The organism is Steroidobacter denitrificans (assembly GCF_001579945.1).
GTDB classification, from domain to species: Bacteria; Pseudomonadota; Gammaproteobacteria; order Steroidobacterales; family Steroidobacteraceae; genus Steroidobacter; species Steroidobacter denitrificans.
Window position 1 is genome coordinate 351,015 of record NZ_CP011971.1, and the last position, 20,445, is coordinate 371,459.

The following is a 20,445-nucleotide window of genomic DNA, read 5'->3' on the forward strand; positions in this document are numbered from 1 at the left end:
GGTTTTGCCGGCGGCGTCCGCGAATGCGGGAACCATCTACCGCAAGTCGCCCCATAAAGCTTGCAGTATCGATAGCGTGACGACTGATGCCGTCTCGGTTCTCAGCACGCGCGGACCCAGGTGTACCGGCCTGAAGCCGGCTCGTTGTGCCGCCATCGTTTCTTCATCATCCAGTCCGCCTTCCGGACCGATCAGCAATTCGACCTGATTCGGCTGATTGCCGAGGCTTGCCAGCGATGTCCTGGCGGATGGGCTGAGCACGATGCGCAGGCCGGATTTTCGCGATTGGATCAGGTAGTCTCGCAATCTCATCGAGGGTGCAAGAGCGGGGATGCGGGTGCGCCCGCTTTGCTCGGCAGCTCCTATGATGATGCCGCGCCAGTGCGCCTGCTTCTTGCGCATTTGTTCTTCATCCAGCCGCACGACGCTGCGGGCACTCAGTACCGGTACGATGGCCGTGACGCCGAGTTCGGTAGCTTTTTGCAGCGTCCAGTCCATGCGATCGCCGCGCGATACGCCCTGGACCAGGGTGATGTTCAACATGGATTCGCTGATGCGCGAGATTCGTTCCAGCAAGCGAAGTGTGACCTTGCGTTTGTCGAGGCGGCTGATCTCGGCATGGAATTCGGCGCCTTTGCCGTCGAATACCGCAAGCGGTGCGCCCTCCCGCAAGCGCAAAACCCGGACGATGTGATAAGCGCCGGCAGCCGGCAAGTCGAGTTCCGCGCCGCTGGCCAGCGGGCCTTCACAAAACACTCTGTTCAATCGCATGAGAATTCAGCCTTGGACCGTAGCCGGGTGCGGTGTGCAGGTCATGATCGGGATTCGGCGGTCTGCCGGTGAAGGCATCTACGGCTGGCCCGGTCACAGAAGACGTTGTGCCGTACAATCACAGGATGCAAACTCATACCCGATGAATGCAATGCATACGCACTGGCAGATCGATCCGGGAAGCGGCTTCGTGGAGGGCGCACGGCAGGTGGTCTCACCCAATTGCGACCCGCGGCCGGACGGCGCATTGCCGGAACTCATCGTAGTGCATGGCATCAGTCTTCCGCCAGGGGAGTATGGCGGTCCCTGGATCGATGCGCTGTTCACCAACCAGTTGCCGCCGAATGCGCATCCCTACTTTGCCACCGTTGCCGGCTTGAAAGTCTCTTCCCACTTGTTGATTCGCCGCGACGGGCTGCTGGTACAGTATGTGCCGTTGCATCTGCGAGCCTGGCACGCAGGTGAGTCGATCTACCGCGGCAGGCCGCGCTGCAACGATTTCTCCATCGGCATCGAACTGGAGGGTGCGGACGAGGCGGCCTACGAACCGGTCCAGTATCGTATTCTGAGTGCGATCGTCCTGGCTATGTGCGCGGCGTACGCATCGTTGTCGCCGCGGCGGATCGCGGGCCACTGCGATATCGCGCCCGGGCGCAAGAGCGATCCCGGTCCCGCCTTCGATTGGCCCAGGCTGCACGCATTATTGCGCGCGGAACAGCGATGACAGCCGCCGAGACGGTCGCCGGCGAACGTACGGGATCGTGTCGCCTGGACCACGGACTTCAGGCAGCACGGGCATATGTGGCGCGCCGGATGCGAATGAGCCGCGTACGTCCGCTGATGCGAATGCTGATCTTGGCCGGCGCGGTGGCCGGCCCGACTGATTCTGCGGCTGCGCTTGCGGTGGCGAGCCGCTTCGGGCCGGAGGTTGCCGCGGTCTCGGCGGCCGAGGATGATGCCTCGGCGGTGCCGGTCCGGCGTATTCTGAGCCTTGCGCCCAACCTGACGGAGCTGACGTTTTCCGCAGGTGCGGGGGAGCGTATCGTCGGAACCGTGGAATACAGCAACTATCCCGAGGCGGCGCGCGCCATTCCCCGCATCGGAGACGCCTTCCGGGTCGACCTGGAACGGGCGCTGGCGCTGCGCCCCGATCTCGTGCTGGCCTGGGACTCTGGAACGCCGCTGCCGACGATCGAGCAACTACGCAAGCTGCAGCTGCATGTCGTGTCGATCGAGACGCATGTCATCGATGACATCCCGGCGGCCGTGCGCGCCATCGGCAAACTGGCGGGAACATCGGCTGCGGCGGACGAGGCCGCAGCTCGCTTCGAACAGGACATGGCGAGTTTACGCCGGCGATACCGCGATCGTGCCAGCATCAGCGTCTTCCTGCAGATCAACGAACAGCCGCTGTACACGGTCAACGGTAAGCATCTGATGAGCGAGGCTGTCGCCTTGTGCGGCGGGCGTAACGTATTTGCCGGACTCGGCGAACTTGCGCCTGTGATCGGCGTCGAGGCGGTCATCGCTGCGAATCCGCAGGTGATCATCAATACAGACTATGCGGGTGCTGAAGCGGTGGCGCAGTGGCGCCGATGGCGGCATATCGAGGCCGTACGCAGCGGCAACGTCTATTCGCTGCCTTCCGACGACATTGCACGTGCGACCCTGCGCCTCGTCGACGGGGCGCGGGAAATCTGCCGCACCTTGGACAAGGCACGTGCGCGCCTGGGCATGTAGTATTTCGAAGTCCCGATACGACTCCTTCAGGAGCTGTCCCGGTTCGCATCATTGCAGCGGTCTCAAGAGTCCGCTGCGCGCATCCGAGTTTCATCGGCGTTGGACGTTCTTGTACCGTGGTGGTGTTCGCTCGTGTAGCATCGGCGCCGCAATGGACCCGATTGGCGATCAATGACACGACCTGTCGCGACCTATCTGATGCTGCTCGTCTTGATCGCCCTGATGCTGGCTATCACGGTGCGGGCCGCGCGGCGCACGCACAATGCCGCAGACTTCATCTTGGGCAGCCGCAGGCTGGGTGCCTGGACGGCGGCGTTGGGCTATACCGGCGGCGTGACGAACGCCTGGGTCCTGACGCTGATGTGTGCTGCCGCGTTTTCATGGGGCATGTCGGCGTTATGGCTGTGGCCGGCGATGCTCTTGGGTTGTGTCATCAACTTATGGTTTGTCGCGCCGAGACTGCGCGCAGCGTCCCTTGCCCAGAGCCATGCAACCCTTATTCAGGTGCTGAGCGCGGATGCCGGCGGCCGGCTGCAGCCGGCCGTGGCGCGCTCCGCGGTATTCATTCTGACGGTGACCCTGCTGTTGCTGGCCAGCGCTGCGCTGCGCTTCGGCGCCGATGTGCTGCAGGTGGAACTGGCGTTTACCGGGGGGGGTGTGATCATGCTGACCCTGACATTGATCGTGATCAGCTTGTTCAGCGGCGGCCTGTTTGCAGCCAGCCTGTGTGATGCCGCCCAAACTGCCCTGCTGCTGGGGTCCGCAGTATTGCTGCTGCCGCCGGCCTGGATTGCCGCAGGGAGCTGGGGGGAGCTGTGGGCGGGGTTGGGTGCCCTGAGCCCCGAGTCTCTGGATATCTTCGGCGGCCGCAGCGGCGTGGCCGCCGTCGCCTTCGTAGCGGGCACGTTCGGCCTAGGGCTTGTCATGCCGGGACAGGCGCATGCATTGAGCCGCTGCATGGCGGTTCGGGATGAGGCCGCCTTGGGCCGACTTCGCTGGATTGCCTTGGGATGGATCGCCGTGCTGCTGGCGGCCGTGCTCCTGTGCGGCTGGAGCGCCAGCGTAATGTATGCCGGCCTCGAGGATTCTCGGCAGGCGATGATTGCTCTCGCCATGCGGATGCTGCCACTGTGGGCCGGGTCGGTGTTCTTGCTTGCTCTGGCGGGCGCAATCATGCTGGGTATTGCCAGCCTGCTGTTGACGGTCTCCACCAGTTTCGCCCTGGATCTGGGCTACGGTGCAGCGTCATCCTCGCTGGCGCGGTGCCGAGTGGCGCTGATCATCGCCGCCGCGCTGTTATGTAGCCTGGTAACGTATGTACCTGGTACAAGTCTGGATCGTGGTTTTTTCGCGTTCACGGCGCTGGGTGCATCGTTGGGTCCCCTGTTGCTGGTGCGCTTGAGCGGCAAGCGCATCCGGCCGGGCTCGACCCTTGGAGCGATGTGGTCGGGGTTCATATTGTCTGTGTTGTTTCACCTGTTGCCGGATGCGCCCGGAGATTTCCTGGAGCGAGTGTTGCCGTTCATTGCCGCCCTGGGAATCGCGCTGAGCGGCGGAGAGCGTCGGCGCAATCCGGATCGCGCGGATCGCTCGGAAGAAACCATCCATGACCGATTGCCGATCTAGCGGCTGACGGCAAAGGATTCGGCGCCGCCGCCGACGCGAAGTCGAAAGAACCCTGTCGTGGGTGGCCGGACCGATCTGCGATATTGGGACAATCTTCCTAGCTGCCCACGAGAGCGTGGCTTTCTTCAGCCCAGTGCAGTGCTTGCATGTAGGCGGTACGGATCTGTTGCTCATCCAGAGCGCCGTACCGCACCCGGTTCCAGTCACCGGATTCGTAGTGGCGGACGCAGCTCAGCGCCGCTCCCAGGTCCCCTTCCCCCTGCAATAATGCCCGGCTGATCGGCGCCGCCAACGGCAGTTCGGACAAGGCTTCTGCGAGGGGTTGAGCGACCAGAGCGTCGAGCACCGAGAACAGCCCGGTGACGAAGTACGGACCGCTGTCGGCCACGCCCGCCTGTTGTGCAAGTAATTCGCACATCCTGGCTCGTGTCATCGCATCGATCAACAGTTGTCCCGGCCGATCGTCGAATCCTGCCAGCATTACCAGGGCACATAACCGGCGCAACTGATCCAATCCCAGGATGACGATAGCCTCGCGCAAGGAGCTTATCGGGCGTGGCAGGTTGTAGTAGCTGGAGTTGATGCAACGTAGTATCCGATAGCTCGTGGTCGTATCGCGTCCTACCAGTAACTCCAGATCGGAAACCGACACCAGCGGATTCTGCAGCTCCGCCATGATTCGCAGGATCGCCAGGCGGTTGGTGGGCATGCGGCGTCCGGTGAAAGTCTCCGGCCGATGCAGAAAAAAACCTTGGAAACCTTGAAAACCCAAGCGGCGACAGTGCTCGAATTGTGCCGATGTCTCGATTTTTTCCGCGATCAATAGCAGATTTCGGGGCTGCAGCGCCTTGCAGGTTCGTTCGAGCTGGACCGCGTCCAGGTTCATGATGTCGATCTTTACGATGTCGGCTAGATCGAGTAAGGCGGCATCGCTATTCTCGAATGAAAAATCATCCAGTGCGATCATATATCCGTGGCGGCGTAGCGCCGCTATGCCGCTCGTTACTTCCTGATCCGCAACTACGTCCTCGAGTACTTCGATTACGACGCGTTCGGACGGCAGCGGCAAGGTTAAGGGCGTATCTCCTCCCACGAGCAGATCTTTGGGGAAATTGATATACGCCGGCTTACTGCCGACCAAGTGATCCAGGCTGATCTCCAGGCAGGCATTCATGATCACGCTCAACGTCGCAGTCCGGGCATCCTGCAGCTCGGCGCTGTCATGACCGGCGGATGCGCGATACAGAAGCTCATGCGCCAGTACGCGCAGCTCCGAATCGAAAATCGGCTGGCGCGCGACTAGTGCCTCGATCGTGTTGGAAAGATTCGATTTGCTCGCCGGGCTGCCGATTGCGGCGGGCGTGTGAAGCGGGCGACGTCGCGACCTTGCGGCCCCGATACCCAAGCCTTGTCGATACGCCATCCTCGTCATGTGCGCTACTGCTTTCTTCACCCAGCGGGGAGTATATCGATTCGTCGTCTTCCGGCTTGAGCAGCAGTGCTCACTCCGGATCTTGCGGCAACGAGCGAATCCCGCCGCAGCGCCCTCAGGCCGGGTCCTGCGCAGTCCTTTGCGGTGGCGATGAGCCGTTCGGATAGAATTCGAGCGACTCCGAATTCAGGCAGTAGCGCTTGCCGATGGGCGGCGGACCATCGTCGAACACGTGGCCAAGGTGGCCGTCGCAGCGACGGCAACGGACCTCGATACGGATCATGCCGCGGCTCTCATCGAGCAGCTCTCTGATATGTTGTGAGTCGAGGGGTTGGGTGAAGCTCGGCCAGCCGGTACCGGATTCAAATTTCGCCTTCGCCTCGAATAGCGGCAGGCCGCACAGTCGGCAGGCATACAGTCCCGCCTGCCTGTTGTTGAGCAGCGTACCGCAAAACGGCGGCTCCGTTCCCTGGTGCAGGATGATCCGGCGTTGTTGCGGTGTGAGAGCCTCGGCCAGCGCTTCGCGCCGGCGTGTATCGAGAGGACGGAGATCATAGCCGCTCTCGGATACCGTCATGATTCATCATCCATTTGATCGCGTATGCGGCAGTGGCGATAGTCATACGGCGCATAAACAGGAAGTCCGAACCGTGATGGCGGCGGCACGGACTGCAAGAGTCTACAGGTTGCAGCGCCTGCATAGAAGCGCCAGCCAAACACGGGCGCGTCCGGACTATTGTTGCAGCCGATGGGCGGGGCTGTTTGAATGCCTTATCATCGGTGTCCATATGGTCCGTCAAGCGTTGGAATCCATGCCATCTCCGCTGCCCAACAGCTATTGGGTTCAGCCCGGGCGGTTGCTCGCCGGCGAATACCCGGGCTCCATGTCGCGTGCAGATGCGATGGAGCGGGTGCAGCAGCTTTTGCGCGCAGGAATCAACAGTTTCCTCGATCTCACCGAGGAGGGTGAGCTGCCGGCTTATGACTGTCTGCTGCCGGGTTTGACGGAACAGCAGGTCCGATATCGCCGCATCCCGATCGTGGATCACGATCTGCCGGAATCCGACGAATACATGAGCCGGATCCTCGATCGGATCGACGCAGAGATCGCTGCAGACCGGAATGTGTACGTTCACTGCCATGCCGGAATCGGGCGTACGGGCATGACCGTCGCATGTCATCTGATTCGTCGTGGCCTCGATAACGAGGAAGCCCTGGAGCGGTTGCAGCATCTGTGGCGGCAGTGTGTCCGCTCGCACCGCTGGCCGACGGTGCCGGAAACGCCGGAGCAGGTGGAGTTCGTGCGCCGCTGGCACGATACGTCGGGCTCCGAGGCGGAGTCAGCAGGTCTGGGCGTACGCTATCAGGGGGCGCTGGTCGGACTGGCCGTCGGTGACGCGCTGGGTACGCTCGTGGCCGTCAGCAATTATAATGCTGCAGCCGTCATGGCGACGATGCGCGATGCGCAGCCTCTGGCTACGAGCATTCATACGGCAACGACGGTGGCGGCTGCGCAGAGCCTGTTAGCGAGCGGCGGGCATGACCCGCAGGATCAGCTGCAGCGCTATCTGCAATGGTTCCGCGATGCCGAGGCACCGGCGGATTTCAAGCGTGCGCTGGCTGTCTGGCAGTGGTCGAGGAAGCCGCATGCCGGTTCGCACGATCCGAATAACCTGGACCCGCACTCCTTGCCGCGCACGCTGGCGGCGGTAATGTTCCGGCACCGAGATGCAACTCTCGCCATCGATCTCGCTGCAGATCTGTCGCGTACGACCCAGCAGTCGCCGGTCGTCCTGGATCTGTGTCGTTTCTGGGCCGGCATGCTGATCGATGCATTGGCCGGCGTGGACCGGAACACTCTGCTGGCTTACGAGGGGCCGGCAACGCAACTGGCGCGCCGACGCCCGCTCAAGGCGGTGATCGAGGCGTGTCTTGCCGAAAACCGAGATGCTGCCGGCAATGCGGATGACAAGCATTGTCAGAGCAAGCGTCAAAATCGGGATGGGTCCGACACGCAGAGCGCCGTGTTGGTGACGCGCATGGCGATACAGGCATTTGCTTCGGGTATGAGTTTTCGTGAAGCCATGATTGAGCTTACGACGCGCCTGCGTGCGCCGTCCGCAGCAGCCGCGCTGTGCGGTGCGTTGGCGGGTGCGCACTACGGTATCGAGGCGATTCCAGCCGAATGGCGCCGGCGCCTGCTCGAAGATGCTGTCCTGCGCAGCATCGCCCGACATTTGTCGAACTTGCAATGAGAGTACCGACGCGCAAGATAGCGCGTCGGAAAGTCGTGACTCGCGAGCCGTCCTGGATACGTCTGTCGGATGAGAAGCTGCTCCAGATGCGCTCTTGCGACTTGACGCTGAGCTCGCGCTGCACATCTGTTACGATTTTATTCTTTGGTGCCGGTCCACCGGTTCAGCCACTTCTCCACCTCGCGATGCCACTGGATGCTGTTTGCAGGTTGGAGCACCCAGTGATTCTCGTTTGGGAAGAACAGCAACCGGCTGGGAACACCGCGCCGCTGCAGGGCGGTGAAAGTGGCCAGTCCCTGGGTATAAGGCACGCGATAGTCATGTGCACCGTGGATGATCAGGGTTGGGGTGTTCCACTGTGCAACATGGTTCACCGGATTGAACCTTGCATAATTGCGGGGTACCGTGAATGCCGAGCCGCCGTGCTCCCATTCCGGAAACCATAGTTCCTCGGTCGTGTACGCCATGCTGCGGTTGTCGAAAATGCCTGCATGGTTCACCAGGCAGCGGAACGGTTCGGACCATTGCCCCGCAATCCAGTTGATCATGTAGCCGCCGTACGAGGCGCCAAGCGCGCACATGCGCGTGTCGTCGAGCCAGGGATATTTTTCCAGTGCCGCGGCCAATCCCTTGCGCAGATCTTCCAGCGGCCCGCCGCCCCAGTCCTCACTGATGGAATCCGTGAATTTTTGACCGTAGCCGGGCGAGCCATGGAAGTCGATGAAGATGGATGCATAGCCTGCGCCGGCATAGGTTTGCGGGTTCCAGCGATAACTCCAGCCGTTCGCGAACGAAATCTGCGGGCCGCCGTGCACGATGAAAGCCACGGGGTAACGCTTGCCGGGAACGAAATTCGCCGGTTTCATCACATAGCCGTACACGGTGTCGCCATCCGCGCCGGTAAAGGTGAATTGCGCCGGCTCGCCGAGCCGGCGCTGCGACAGCAGTTCCGCATTCATGCGCGGCAGCTCGCGCAGCGTGGTCTCCCGTAGCGTCAACACTTGGAGTTCCGCCGGTGACCTGAGTGAGGCCAGTGTGAAGATGATTTTCTTTCTGCCGACCGAGAATTCCTCTACCCGTCCCGGACCGGTCAGCATCGTCGGCTTGCCACTTTTGACGTCGATCGCCCACAAGGGATGCTGGCCGAAGTGATCGGTTGTGGCGTAGATCGTGCGTCCATCGTGCGAAAACGCGAATGAATCGATCGAGCGGTCCCATGCCCGGGTGAGCGCCCGCCGCTCGCCGCTTTTCAGATCCTGCACCATGAGATGAAAGCGGTCAGATTCGAAGCCGGCGCGTTCCATCGCTCGCCAGGCGAGCAGCCTGCCGTTCGGCGAGAATACGGGTTGGGTGTCCCAGGCGGGATTATCCTGTGTCAGGTTATGCGACTCGCCGCCTTCGACGGAGACTTCGTAAAGATCGAAGTTCGTGGACCAGGCTTCGGTCCCACCCTTCAGCCGCGTCGCGAACACCAGTCGCGAGCCATCGGGCGAGAAAACATATTCGCTGGCGTCACCGAAGGGTCTGGAGGGCACATCGGCGTCCAGGGTACCGCTCAGCGAAACCGGTTCGCCGGCTCGACCGTTCTCGAGGCGGGCGATGAACAATTGCGACACGCGACCATCGGACCAGGTATCCCAATGGCGTACGAAAAGACGGTCGAATACCTGGCCCTTCGCTGGATCGGCAACCCGTGACGCCAGGCGGCGTACGCTGCAATCCAGCCCGGAACAGTCCGCGAACACCTCCAGCGACAAGGCCAGACGGCTGCCGTCCGGACTGAGACGAAAGCTGCCGACATCCAGCGGCAGTTCGGTGACCTGCTCGGCGTTTCCCCCGCCGCCGGGCATACGCCAGATCTGCTGCGATCCGCTACGCGAGGACAGGAAGTAGATGTGGCGTCCGTCGGAAGACCATTGCGGTGAGCTGTCGTTTTCCGGATGTGTCGTAAGGCGCCGTGGCTGCGCATCGCGGCTCGCCAGATCCAGTGACCACAGGTCCAGGCGGCCTTTGTTGGCGGCCATGTCCGTTTCCCTCACCGTGTACACCACGGTACTGCCATCCGGTGACAGCACGGGTTCGCTGATACGGCTCAAGCGGACCAGATCCTCGACCGAGAACGGCTGCCATTCGTCCTGCCCTCCGGGAATGGCGTACGAGCACTGGAATATCAGCGATGCGATCAAGGCGAACCAACGCGAATTCGATACAGGCATGGGGCGATGACTCCAGGCAGTAGCCATATCGGCAAATATCTTACTTCTTGTCCATGTGCGTCGGGGCCGATCGGTTCACGGGGCACATCAAGCAGCAGTGGTCGGCCGGAAGCGGACGGGGACGGAAGAGAGGCGGATGAACCGCCCGCAGGCGGCTATTGTCTTGTCCGGATCACGGCGAAGGCGCTGGTAAAGCCATGCAGATAAGTGGAATGCTGTACCGGACCGATCTCGCCGGCACAAAAGAAGCCACCGATCGGCAGGTCGGCTACAAGCCGGCGAAATGCATTGCTGTCGTGGTCGGACTGACCATACAGAGTCGTCCCGCGACCGGCGCAGGAGAACAGTAGTACACCGGCATTGGTGTCCGCACTGCGCGAGGCACGGTATTCCGTCAAGGTACGTTCAAGATCATAAGCTGAGGTAGCGGCATCGCGCAGATGGAATTGCACGACGCTGTTGGTGACGATGTTTGCGTTGATCCAAAGGGCGCCGCTTTGCGGATCCATGCCGAGAATGCTGCGGATCAGGAAGTCACCCGGAAGATACTCGCTGGTGCCGGACTGCATTGCCAGTCCCAGAAATAGGGATCCCTCGAACAACTCTTGGTCCGCGGGCCGCAGGTGTTCGAATACACTGGCCAGGGTATCGCGCGCACTTCGGCCATCGAGTTCGCGGATCAAATTTTCATGCGCAACCGTAACGAACATCGGATCACCGATGGGCCGGCATCCCTGCGCAACGATTGTATCGATCTCGATGTCGCCCGTGAAGGTCAGCATGATGCAGCCGCTATGATAAAGCCTGCTACCCAGAAACAGTGCCGAGCCTCCCGCTCTGGGAGCCCCGCCGCTAGCCAGACCGCCGATCTTCGGTGCACGAGGATAGACGCGATCCAGTCCCCGAAGAACGGTTTCCGTTTCGAAGCCGTAGGGATCCGCGAGCAACAGAAAGGACGGCTGCTGGCCGGCGGTCACACGCAGCGTATCTTCCCACATGCTTGCCTCGGCATAGATGGGCGGCAGTTGTGAAGTTTCCAGATGTGTTCCTTGAAGCTTGACGCCCGGCAAAAGTGCGCCGGTCAGCGATACGGCGGGACGATCCTCGATCTCGCGTCCGCCGCCGATGACGCTTTGCGCGCAACAACCGAACAGGAGGGTTTTGTCGAATTCCCGCCGCACCAGATCGGCGAGCATATTGAAGCCGGCGGCATACGCCGGACTGACGAACGCGATCAACAAATCAGGTTCTGCCCGGCCTAGTCCCAGAAATACCGCCTCACAGGCATGTTCCACCGCGGCAGCGAGATTGCGATCGGTGTCTGCGGCTGACGCCCAGCGCATATGTATATCCTGTAGTTTGCGACACTCGGGCCTGGCAGTCTAATCGTCCTGGGCGCCGGTGAAAGCTGCGCATTGTACGTGGACTGAGTACCCTTCCCTGAAACGGCATTTCGATATCGATACCGAAACGCCAAAATCGGACAGTTCCGTGGTTTTTTTCTTACATTGCCAGGTGGTCCGGGGTGGCCGGGCCGGACATGAGCAGGACAGGTTATCGACGATGGTCGTTCGTGCGGTTTGTTTCGATCTCGACAATACCTTGTGGGATGTGCGGCCGGTCATCCGCCGCGCCGAACAGGCAATGTACGATCTGCTGGCAACGCGTTATCCGAGAGTCGTGGCGGCGCTGACAGCCGAAGATCTGCGCGAGGCGAGAGTACGGATCGCCGAGACCTTTCCGCAGATGCGCCATGATTTCACCTTCCTGCGCCAGCAGGCGCTACGCGACCATGCGCGCGACTTCGGCTATCCGGAGATCATGGTGGAAGAGGCGTTCGCTGCATTCATCCGGGCGCGCAACCAGGTCGAGCTCTATCCGGATGTGCGCCCAGGTCTCGATTTGTTGTTTGCCCAATACAGGCTCTTCACGGTCACCAACGGTAATGCGGATCTCGAGCAGATCGGTCTGGCCCATTATTTCGAGCGCATGCTCGCGGCCCGTCAGGCTGGCGCCCTGAAACCCGATCCGGCGATCTTTCGGCAAGTCGTAGCAGGCAGCGGTCTGGCCTTGCACGAGGTCGTCTATGTCGGGGATGATCCGGAACTTGATGTAGAGGGTGCCCGGCGAGCCGGCATGCAGGCCATCTGGATGAATCGTGATGATGCCCGCTGGCCTTCGGGATTGGAGCAGCCCGTCCACATGGTACGTTCCGTGGTGGATCTCATACCTCTCCTGTCGGCCCTGGGGTCCAGACGCTCCGCCGGATCTGCTTGAGCAGGCAACTTCAGGGCGATAGGGTTGACCAGACACCGTATCGGCACCAGCCCGGAAACCGGAACCATTGAGCAGATTCGGTCGGGACGGAAACGTGCGCCGTGAAGATTCCCGCGCTAATTGCCTTGGTTCTGGGTTTGGCGTACATTCCGCGCCGTTCGTTGCCTTTGACCGCTTTTTTCTCTGGCTTGGCCAGCCGGGTCATCGCAGACCCTTTTGACATCGGCCAACTTCTGAAAAATCCGACGAGACCGCGAACGTTAGGCCTGGGATCTCAACTATGGCGCCGGTGTCGTAAATGACAAGTGCCACAGGGGCGGAGCCCGTATGTAACCAGGCCTCGCAGTGGGGATCCGTCTGTTCGGCGATCGCGCTCGGGGCTTTTTCAGAGAGATGGGTATTGTCATGACAAAGATCTATGTAGGAAATCTGCCGTTTTCGGCGGACGAGACCCAGGTGCGTCAGCTGTTCGAGCAGCATGGCACGGTCGAATCCGTCGCGTTGATCAACGATCGTGAGACCGGCCGCCCCCGCGGCTTTGGTTTCGTGGAAATGCCGCGTGCCGATGCGCAGCGGGCCATCCAGTCCCTGAACGGCAAGGAGATGGGCGGCCGTCCCCTGCGCGTGAATGAGGCCCAGGAGCGGCAGGGTGGCGGCGGACGTGGTCCTCGTGGTGGTAGTGGTGGTGGTGGCGGCGGCGGGCGCTGGTAAAGACACCGGCTTAACTTACAGCATTCGATCGCAGCAGACCCCGCGGCATGCAAGTGCCGCGGGGTTTTGCGTCTGGGCATCGGTATTGATATTGGTTACCGCTATTAGTATTGATTATCAGCGCTCGCATTCATCGGCTGCCAGCCCCTGACAAAACACTTGATTCTGCCGTCTGCATGACTTCCTGATTTGATCGATGCCGAATTTTTCCTTGGCGGCGAAGCTTCATTGAAGATTGAGCAATGCCGCACAGATTCTTCGATGCCATCGCGGCATTTATGAGGCGGATACAGATCCCGATGATGGGCCCAGGACGTTGAACAGTCTTTTACAAGACCAAGAGGATCGTGAAAGGCGGATCGATGTCCAAAGGTGAAACAGGAGCGGCACGGTAGAGAAGCGAGGTGTACCGATGGAGCGTGGAGCTGACGAAGCGATCGTTGCGGTTACAAATCTACGTGAATTCTTTCATGGTTCGGTGCAGACGGCGCTGCGTAAGCAGCGTGTCGAAGTCGATGCTCATACCGAACACTACGTCGTGAATATATTGACGATGTTCGCCCGCTCGGAGGACCTCTATGAGAATACGCCCCAGGGCGTCCAGCTTCGTCCTCTCGCCGTCATGCTCGCAGAGGCATCCGAGGCGGCGTCGGTTCAGCAGCGCGATGTCGTGCTGCGCAGACTGGGCGATGTGTCATTGTTCGTTGCGGGGTTCTTTGCGCAGAGCTTTGCTCGCCGGCTGGTCGATATCGATTATCACATCGCGATGGGCGGGGGTGCGTACGGTACGCTGGCGGAGAGTATGCGTGGATCATTGCGCGGCCAGGCGTTCGCGGCGGTGTTTGCGGAGCTCGCGCTGAAATTTCAGCGGCTTGTCGATGTACTCAACGAAGTCGCTGAAAGGGCCTATGAGCATAGTGACAAGGACGTACTGCGGCTGTACGAAATCTGGCTGAAGACGGGCAGTCCTCGCGCCTATGCGATCCTGCGGCGCTTGGGTGTCGAGCCAGTACCCGCCGGTCGGACGGGATCTTTGGGAAGTGCACACTGATGTCACCACTGCGCAGCCTGCAGGCCTCGCTTTTCCGCTTGCATGATGTGCCGGTAGAGCACGACGTCGATGATTTCGTGTTCGGCGACCGGCGGCGTCTGGCCGAGGTGCTGGGAGCGGCAGCTGCCGAGCAAGCCAGTGACGAGCAGGTCTGCCTGATTCCGGATGAGCAGGGGGTGCGTATCGGCCTATACATCGATCAAACTGTGCTGGATCGCTTGCAGCGGAATAATCCCTGCCAGGCGCTCGGAGAGAATAATTTAAGCGACTTCTGTACCGCCCTCGAAGGCGTCAGCCACTTTAATTATCTGAGCTGGTGTCTGACACGCGGCCGGAGCGTATCGCTGTTGGAACTGGAATTGCAGGCAGAGGTCGACAAATATGCGCTGGCACTTGCGCTGCTGGTCCGGCAAGGCGCCGGGCACTTTCCCGGAACCCTGCATGCCAGAATGTTCGACTCGGTCAGTTTCCTGCCGTATCTGGATGAGGCAGTGCGTCATCGCTACCAGGAAGCCAATCGCCACGCCGCACGATATTGCCGTCGATTGGACGAACGTTTTCTCAGGACGCATGTACCGCGACCGGCTTTGTGGCTGGCCGAATTACGGAAATTTTTTCGCTGTGGGCATATGGAAAAACTGCGGCTGGCCGTCTGAATCGGCCCCTGGCGTCGACCGCTTGTCTTGCCGCGGGGGCGTCCGGCTGGCAATGCGGCGCTTCCGTGAAGCGTCGCAAATCTCAGTCCTCGGAGGGCTTCAATCCAATCCTGCGTTTCATTTGTACCCATCGGGACAGTTCACGTAAATCGGTCTTTTTTCGTCTCGGCCGCCTGGTAAGCAGGCCACTCTCGTAGGGGTCATAGCCAACGCGCAGGCCTGCGGGGTTGCAGCGGATCGGTGCGCCGTCCGCCGGCGGCTCTTCGATAAGGGCCAGCCGGGAGTCATGCAAAGCCAAGTATCGAAGGTATTCGTCCTCCAGGCCGTCTTGCAACAGGTTCTGGCCCTGCCACCGGTACTTGGCGTTGCCGCGCTCGTCAGGCCCGCTTTTTCCGGGGCGGGTCGGGTGTGGTCGACCTTCCCCGGGATCGTCGGTGCGTACGCATTCATTTGCCGGCGTCACGGCTCGCAGGCGAACGCGCAATCCCAACTTTTTCAGCTCGTCATTCAATGCAATATCCCTGTTGTTGCGGCAGTGTTTCGTTACTGCATGCGGCCGGACGCGAAGCGTCACCGGAGCCTGGCGCGATGTGCCTGCAGCCCGTTTCCTGGAGCGTTATTGAATTTCGATGTGATCGTACTGGCAAGTACTAAAAGTGTGACGCATGTACTGGAAACACAAGTACGAGTGTCACGAAAACCGACAGCGGTCTGTTGTCTTGCTCGGGAAGCCGGCAATACGGTGCACGGCGCATACACCCCTGGGCGCCGTTGATGGACGCCGCGCGCCTCTGGTCGATGCCGATCAGCCCCGGGGAGAGCCTTCCTCGTCTTCAGGCGAGACGTCTTCCGCGGGATCCTCCGGCGCACCTTGGATAGTGCGCTGCGCGGCTTCCGCCTTGGACGTAGCGGTACCGATCCGGTACGCGGCGAAACCCGGCAGGACCACCTGGTTCAATGCCATGCCCAGTACCCGCCCGCTGGCGGGCGCATAAACTCGGTATTGCCGATTAGAGATCGGATCGGTGACGACGCCCAGCAACTCGCCTTCGCTGACTCGTTCGCCGAGAGCGACGTCCGAAAACAGGATGCCGCCATGGTCGACGCGTACCCACTGCGATGCGTAATAGACCGGCTCCGGATCGCCCCAATAGCGGCGTTGGTGCGTCATACCCAACGAATACATTAGCGTTTCGATTGCCTTCGCGCCATGTTCCACCTGTTCAGGCTGCACGCGCATGGGTTCGCCCATCTCGAAGGTTACGGCGGGAATGCCCGCTTCGCCGGCTGCACGGCGCAGCGAGCCGAAGTCACCGGCGCTTTGCAGGACTACGGTCGCGCCGAACGCCTGGGTCATACGTGCGATTTGCGGCATTCGCAGATCGGCGCGGACCTGCGGCAAGTTGGTGCGGTTCAGCGAGCCGGTGTGCAGGTCGATCAACGCCGAGCAGTGGCGCACCACTTCCGTAAAGAACGAGTGCGCCATGCGCGTGGCGGCACTGCCATGCGGATTGCCGGGGAAGTGCCGGTTCAAGTCGCGCCGGTCGGGAAGATAGCGTGTACCGCGATAGAAGCCCTGGATATTAACGATGGGTACGCTGATGACCGCACCGTTGAGCTCTTCGGCTTCGATGTCATCCAGTACGCGTCGGGCTACTTCGATGCCATTGAGTTCATCGCCGTGTACGGCTCCGGTCAGGCAAAGCACCGGCCCGGCGCCTTTGCCGTTCACCACGATGACGGGTGTGGGAGAGGCGAAGCCTTCGATTGCGGCACCACTGGTCCAGGTCAGTCGCTTGCGTGTTCCTGGAGCGACCTCACTGCCCAACAAATGTATTTTGCCTTTTAGCCTCAGACCCGTAGCCTCGGCGGGCGGATCCTGCGCGGCGAATACTTGCCCGAACGCCAGCAGCCCGCAGACAAGCCATCCAGCGGCAACGCGGACTCGTTTCAATAATGCGGATCGAATCATCGTGTGGGAAGCGAAGGTGCAAAGCCGTTCGATTCCGGCAAGATAGTTGAATCTATGGAGATCCGCTACCGCAAGGACAATACCTGCCGTACACCCGGGCGTAGCCGGATGGGTGATGTTATCAGCAGCCGGGGGTGTATCCCGGCAGGGATCCAAACCTGGTGGCGCCGGTAGCGAAAAGACCCGCGCCGGGCTCCGGCGGCTATCTACCAGCGCGCTCCCTGGCGGGGTATCCGTGCTTCGCGCTCGCGCGCCTCGTTGACCCGCAGCGGCCGTCCTCCCATGTCGAAGCCATTCATGCTGCGGATGGCCGCCTGCGCTTCTGCAGGCGCCATTTCCACGAAACCGAAGCCGCGGGGACGGCCTGTCTCGCGATCATTGATCAGCTTGACCGACTGCACGGCACCATACTGTTCGAAGAGGCTGCGAACGTCCGATTCGGTGGCGCTGAAGGGTAGGTTCCCGACGTAGATCGTTGTCATCGATATCATCACTCTTGAGACCACGAAGGAATTGCGGCAAGCCGCTTCGGCCGGGGAGGGCACCTCGGACGGACGACGAGCTGCGATTTTGGCCGCTGGAAATCAATAGCTTTCGGTATCGGATTGGTAAAGAAGCGACCGGAGTCGAGCGATCAGGAATGATTCACGAGGCGGCCGCTCATTGTAGATTGAGTGTATTCAGCTGACCGTCGCCGATACTACGTCAGCAATTTGGGAGTTGCAATGCCGCACCGATCAGTGCCGGCCGCCTTTCTGAATATCTTGTTCTCACAACCGGTATCGTCGTCCGATCGCCAGGGACAGCTGCGAACCTGGGCCGGCCAATGCTCGAACTTGTGCCGGTTGCCGAATGTCGAGTCGCCCTGGCTCCGGCAGCCCATCCATGCTTCCAGGGCAGAAGCTCCCGCAAGCCTTGGCGAACAGTCCTGCTTGTAGTGTCATCGCTGCGGCAACCTGAGGTACGAATTCGTAAGCGGATTCATCGCCGTGCCTACCTGTCAATCCTGCTCAAGATAGGTATAGCCGTTGAGTTCCCGTTCGTAAAAGCGGCGCATGGCCTGGCTTTCCGCTAGCGTCATACGGCCCTCGCGCACTGCTCGTTCGCAGTCGCGCCCGAGTTGCGGGAACAGGCGCTCGACATCGTACTGCATGTAGCTGAGAACTTCGCGTGCGGAATCGCCTTTGACGATCTCCTCGATCCACCAGCCGCCTTCATCATGCAGGCGTATGTGCACGACATGCGTATCTCCAAACAGATTATGCAGGTCACCGAGGGTTTCCTGATACGCACCTACCAGGAAGGCCGCCAGGTAGTATTCCTCGTCCGGGCGCAGCTCATGGACTTCGAGCGTGCGTTTGACCTCGCGCTGACTGACGAACCGGCCGATCTTGCCGTCGGAATCACAGGTGATGTCGGCGATGACGGCATTACGAGAGGGTTTCTCCTGCAGGCGATGGATGGGCATGATCGGAAACACCTGATCGATCGCCCAGCTGTCAGGCAATGACTGAAATATGGAAAAATTACAGAAATACGTGTCGGACAGGCTGACTTCCAGCCCGTCGAGCGCCTCGGGAACCGAATCGAGCGTGCGGCAGACATCTCGAATTCTTGTACAGGTTGCCCAGTAAAGACGCTCGGCCAAGCCGCGAAACTCGAGGCTCATCAACCCGAGGTTAAACATTTGCAGCACTTGTTCGCGCGCCTGCAGGGCGTCGTGGTAACACTCCACCAGGCGTCGCTGGGAAATGCTGCGGTAGGCCTCGAACAGATCCAGTATGGGTTGGGGCAATTCCTGCCCGCCCGTGTAATTCTCCTCCAGCCGTTCGGAAACGCGGAATTGATCCAGTGCGGAGGATCCCAATACGTTGAAGACGAGCACGCTATGATGCGCGGCAGTGGCGCGGCCTGATTCGCTGACGATGACGGGATGATCGATGTTGCGCGCGTTACAGACGTTCGTGATGCGATAGACGACATCGCTGGCGTACTCGTTCATGGTGTAGTTCATGGAGGAAGCGAAATTCGTACCGCTGCCGTCATAATCGACACCCAGCCCGCCGCCTACATCGATATATTTCAGGCCCGCTCCCATGAGTTTGAGTTCGGCGTAAACATGCGCCAGTTCGTTGATGGCATCCTTGACGCGGCGAATGTCCTGCAGCTGGCTGCCCGGATGGCAATGAACCAGTTCCAGGCAGTCCAACATGTCATGGCGCTTGAGCGATTCGACCAATTCGAGGATCTCACTGACGAACAGGCCGAATTTGGATTTCTCTCCGGCCGAATCCCGCCAGCGTCCGGCGCCTTCGCTGGTCAGCTTGATCCGCACGCCGATGCGCGGGCGCACCTGGTATTTGGCGGCCTGGCGCAATATCAGATCAAGCTCCTGGAAATTCTCGATCACCGGAATGATCGTGCGTCCAAGCTTCGTAGCGAGGATGACGGCTTCGATATAGCTGTCGTCCTTGAAGCCGTTACACACGATCATGCGATGCGGAGAATCTTCCGTCAGCGCCATGACGGCGAGCAGTTCCGGCTTGGAACCGGCCTCGAGGCCGAAGTCGAAATCCTCGCCGTAGCGATACACCTCCTCGACGACCAGGCGCTGCTGATTCACCTTGATCGGGAAGACCGCGCAATAGCGGTTACGGTAGTCGTTCTCGGCAATCGCTTGCGCGAAAGCCTGGTGTAGCCTTGCCAGCCGATGGCGCAGAATATCGGAGAAGCGAATGACGACGGGTGCTGTGAGATCACGAGCCTGCAGTCCCTTGACGACTTCATGCAAGTCGATTTCGCGTTCCTCGGAGCCGTCCGGGCGCACGACCACGTGGCCGGCGGCATTGATGCCGAAATAGGGACGGCCCCAGGCAGATACCTGGTACAGCTCCAGGGAATCCTCGATTGCCCACGAACTGCGGGCAGAATTACGTGTCACGTCGAGCTCCAGGGCACGGTTTCGATCAAGAGCAACCGTTTGTCGGAAGGGGAGACATTAGAAAGAGTCTGCACTCGCCGCGGTGCCGTTACAATCACCGGGTTCGAGGAGCATATCGAGGGGAACATGGCACTGGAACTTTGGTGGGGCAGCGGCAGCCCTTATTCCTGGCGTGCGCTGCTGGCGCTCGAGTACAAGCGGCTGGACTATATTTCACACCAGGTTCAGTTCTCCAAGCAGGAACACCAATCGCCGCAGTTGCTGGCCATGAACCCGCGCGGGCGCGTGCCGGTGTTGAAGGACGGCGATTACGTCTGTTTCGAATCGTTGGCCATACTGCACTATCTGGAGCGCAAATACCCTACGCCGCCATTATTCGGCCACTCGGCGCCGGAGGCCGGTACGATCACTCGCGTCATCTGCGAGTACCAGGGGTATGCCGAGGAGCATATCCAGAAAATCATTTATACGATTCTGTTCCAGGACATGGATGGACGTATGGAGGAGGTAGAGCGGGCACTGGGCAACGTGATCGGCGAGGCACGTACGATCGAGGCGCGTTTATCGGCGTCCTCGTGGCTGGTCGGAGACTCGTTCTCGGCGGCTGATATCGTCGTGTTTCCGGGCATCCAGGTGCTGCTGCGCGCCCTGGAGCGGCGGGAAGCGCGGGAACTGCGCGCACGGCTGCTTCCAGTGGAGGTGAACTTTCCGGCCATTGCCGCCTGGATCAGGCGGATCGAGGCGCTGCCCGGATACGAGCATACCTACCCGCCTCACTGGCGGGAGTGAGCGGGACG

Annotated in this window: 18 protein-coding genes; 9 read left to right on the plus strand and 9 right to left on the minus strand. The window is 60.8% G+C overall.

Annotation, left to right across the window (positions count from 1 at the left end; all coding sequences use genetic code 11):
* Positions 1-36: 36 nt before the first annotated feature.
* Entirely contained in the window at positions 37-771 is a 735-nt protein-coding gene (locus ACG33_RS01490) for a 16S rRNA (uracil(1498)-N(3))-methyltransferase (RefSeq protein WP_066918095.1), read from the minus strand.
* Between the two features lie 151 nt (positions 772-922).
* Here ACG33_RS01490 and ampD point away from each other — a divergent pair, with 151 nt between their 5' ends.
* The 3 genes from ampD to ACG33_RS01505 all read left to right on the plus strand — a co-directional run bounded on the left by ampD (position 923) and on the right by ACG33_RS01505 (position 4,137).
* The gene (gene ampD / locus ACG33_RS01495; protein WP_066922656.1) at positions 923-1,495 is read left to right on the plus strand and encodes a 1,6-anhydro-N-acetylmuramyl-L-alanine amidase AmpD; all 573 of its coding nucleotides are present in this window, start codon (positions 923-925) and stop codon (positions 1,493-1,495) included.
* A gap of 95 nt (positions 1,496-1,590) precedes the next feature.
* A complete protein-coding gene (locus ACG33_RS01500) occupies positions 1,591-2,511 on the plus strand; it encodes a cobalamin-binding protein (RefSeq protein WP_168159989.1) in 921 nt (306 codons plus the stop codon).
* Positions 2,512-2,682: 171 nt separating this feature from the next.
* Entirely contained in the window at positions 2,683-4,137 is a 1,455-nt protein-coding gene (locus ACG33_RS01505; protein ID WP_066918097.1) for a sodium:solute symporter family transporter, read from the plus strand.
* 97 nt (positions 4,138-4,234) lie between these two features.
* Here the strand turns inward: ACG33_RS01505 and ACG33_RS01510 are convergent, their stop codons facing one another.
* Positions 4,235-5,569 carry an EAL and HDOD domain-containing protein gene (locus tag ACG33_RS01510; protein ID WP_157071626.1) on the minus strand — a complete coding sequence of 445 codons (1,335 nt, stop codon included), beginning with the start codon at positions 5,567-5,569 and terminating at the stop codon, positions 4,235-4,237.
* A 115-nt stretch (positions 5,570-5,684) separates the two neighbouring features.
* Positions 5,685-6,146, minus strand: coding sequence for a peptide-methionine (R)-S-oxide reductase MsrB (msrB, locus tag ACG33_RS01515; RefSeq protein WP_066918114.1), 462 nt, complete (start codon positions 6,144-6,146; stop codon positions 5,685-5,687).
* Positions 6,147-6,381: 235 nt separating this feature from the next.
* Here msrB and ACG33_RS01520 point away from each other — a divergent pair, with 235 nt between their 5' ends.
* Positions 6,382-7,824 (plus strand): ADP-ribosylglycohydrolase family protein, encoded by a 1,443-nt coding sequence (locus tag ACG33_RS01520; protein WP_168159990.1) that lies wholly within the window; start codon positions 6,382-6,384, stop codon positions 7,822-7,824.
* A gap of 137 nt (positions 7,825-7,961) precedes the next feature.
* On the opposite strand, the gene ACG33_RS01525 is transcribed toward ACG33_RS01520, so the two are convergent.
* Together ACG33_RS01525 and ACG33_RS01530 are read right to left on the minus strand one after the other, a co-directional pair.
* Positions 7,962-10,040: a S9 family peptidase gene (locus ACG33_RS01525; protein ID WP_083536341.1), complete on the minus strand. Its 2,079-nt coding sequence runs from the start codon at positions 10,038-10,040 to the stop codon at positions 7,962-7,964.
* Between the two features lie 155 nt (positions 10,041-10,195).
* Positions 10,196-11,383 carry an FIST signal transduction protein gene (locus tag ACG33_RS01530; RefSeq protein ID WP_066918126.1) on the minus strand — a complete coding sequence of 396 codons (1,188 nt, stop codon included), beginning with the start codon at positions 11,381-11,383 and terminating at the stop codon, positions 10,196-10,198.
* A gap of 220 nt (positions 11,384-11,603) precedes the next feature.
* On the opposite strand from ACG33_RS01530, the gene ACG33_RS01535 reads away from it, so the two are divergent.
* The 4 genes from ACG33_RS01535 to ACG33_RS01550 all read left to right on the plus strand — a co-directional run bounded on the left by ACG33_RS01535 (position 11,604) and on the right by ACG33_RS01550 (position 14,735).
* Positions 11,604-12,317: an HAD family hydrolase gene (locus tag ACG33_RS01535; RefSeq protein WP_066918130.1), complete on the plus strand. Its 714-nt coding sequence runs from the start codon at positions 11,604-11,606 to the stop codon at positions 12,315-12,317.
* 405 nt (positions 12,318-12,722) lie between these two features.
* Positions 12,723-13,028, plus strand: a complete 306-nt coding sequence (locus ACG33_RS01540) for an RNA recognition motif domain-containing protein (protein WP_066922660.1) — start codon at positions 12,723-12,725, stop codon at positions 13,026-13,028.
* Positions 13,029-13,440: 412 nt separating this feature from the next.
* Positions 13,441-14,079 carry a hypothetical protein gene (locus tag ACG33_RS01545; protein ID WP_066918131.1) on the plus strand — a complete coding sequence of 213 codons (639 nt, stop codon included), beginning with the start codon at positions 13,441-13,443 and terminating at the stop codon, positions 14,077-14,079.
* The gene (locus ACG33_RS01550; RefSeq protein ID WP_066918132.1) at positions 14,079-14,735 is read left to right on the plus strand and encodes a hypothetical protein; all 657 of its coding nucleotides are present in this window, start codon (positions 14,079-14,081) and stop codon (positions 14,733-14,735) included. The genes ACG33_RS01545 and ACG33_RS01550 overlap by 1 nt, the downstream gene beginning before the upstream one ends.
* Before the next feature lie 82 nt (positions 14,736-14,817).
* Here the strand turns inward: ACG33_RS01550 and ACG33_RS01555 are convergent, their stop codons facing one another.
* The 4 genes from ACG33_RS01555 to speA form a co-directional block, all read right to left on the minus strand.
* Positions 14,818-15,246, minus strand: coding sequence for a hypothetical protein (locus tag ACG33_RS01555; protein WP_066918136.1), 429 nt, complete (start codon positions 15,244-15,246; stop codon positions 14,818-14,820).
* A 294-nt stretch (positions 15,247-15,540) separates the two neighbouring features.
* On the minus strand, positions 15,541-16,689 hold the full coding sequence (locus tag ACG33_RS01560; protein WP_210399132.1) for a succinylglutamate desuccinylase/aspartoacylase family protein: 1,149 nt from the start codon (positions 16,687-16,689) through the stop codon (positions 15,541-15,543).
* Positions 16,690-16,913: 224 nt separating this feature from the next.
* Positions 16,914-17,189: an RNA recognition motif domain-containing protein gene (locus tag ACG33_RS01565; protein ID WP_066922661.1), complete on the minus strand. Its 276-nt coding sequence runs from the start codon at positions 17,187-17,189 to the stop codon at positions 16,914-16,916.
* 518 nt (positions 17,190-17,707) lie between these two features.
* Positions 17,708-19,648 carry a biosynthetic arginine decarboxylase gene (speA, locus tag ACG33_RS01575; RefSeq protein ID WP_210399133.1) on the minus strand — a complete coding sequence of 647 codons (1,941 nt, stop codon included), beginning with the start codon at positions 19,646-19,648 and terminating at the stop codon, positions 17,708-17,710.
* 126 nt (positions 19,649-19,774) lie between these two features.
* On the opposite strand from speA, the gene ACG33_RS01580 reads away from it, so the two are divergent.
* Positions 19,775-20,437 carry a glutathione S-transferase family protein gene (locus tag ACG33_RS01580; RefSeq protein WP_066918143.1) on the plus strand — a complete coding sequence of 221 codons (663 nt, stop codon included), beginning with the start codon at positions 19,775-19,777 and terminating at the stop codon, positions 20,435-20,437.
* Positions 20,438-20,445: the final 8 nt, after the last annotated feature.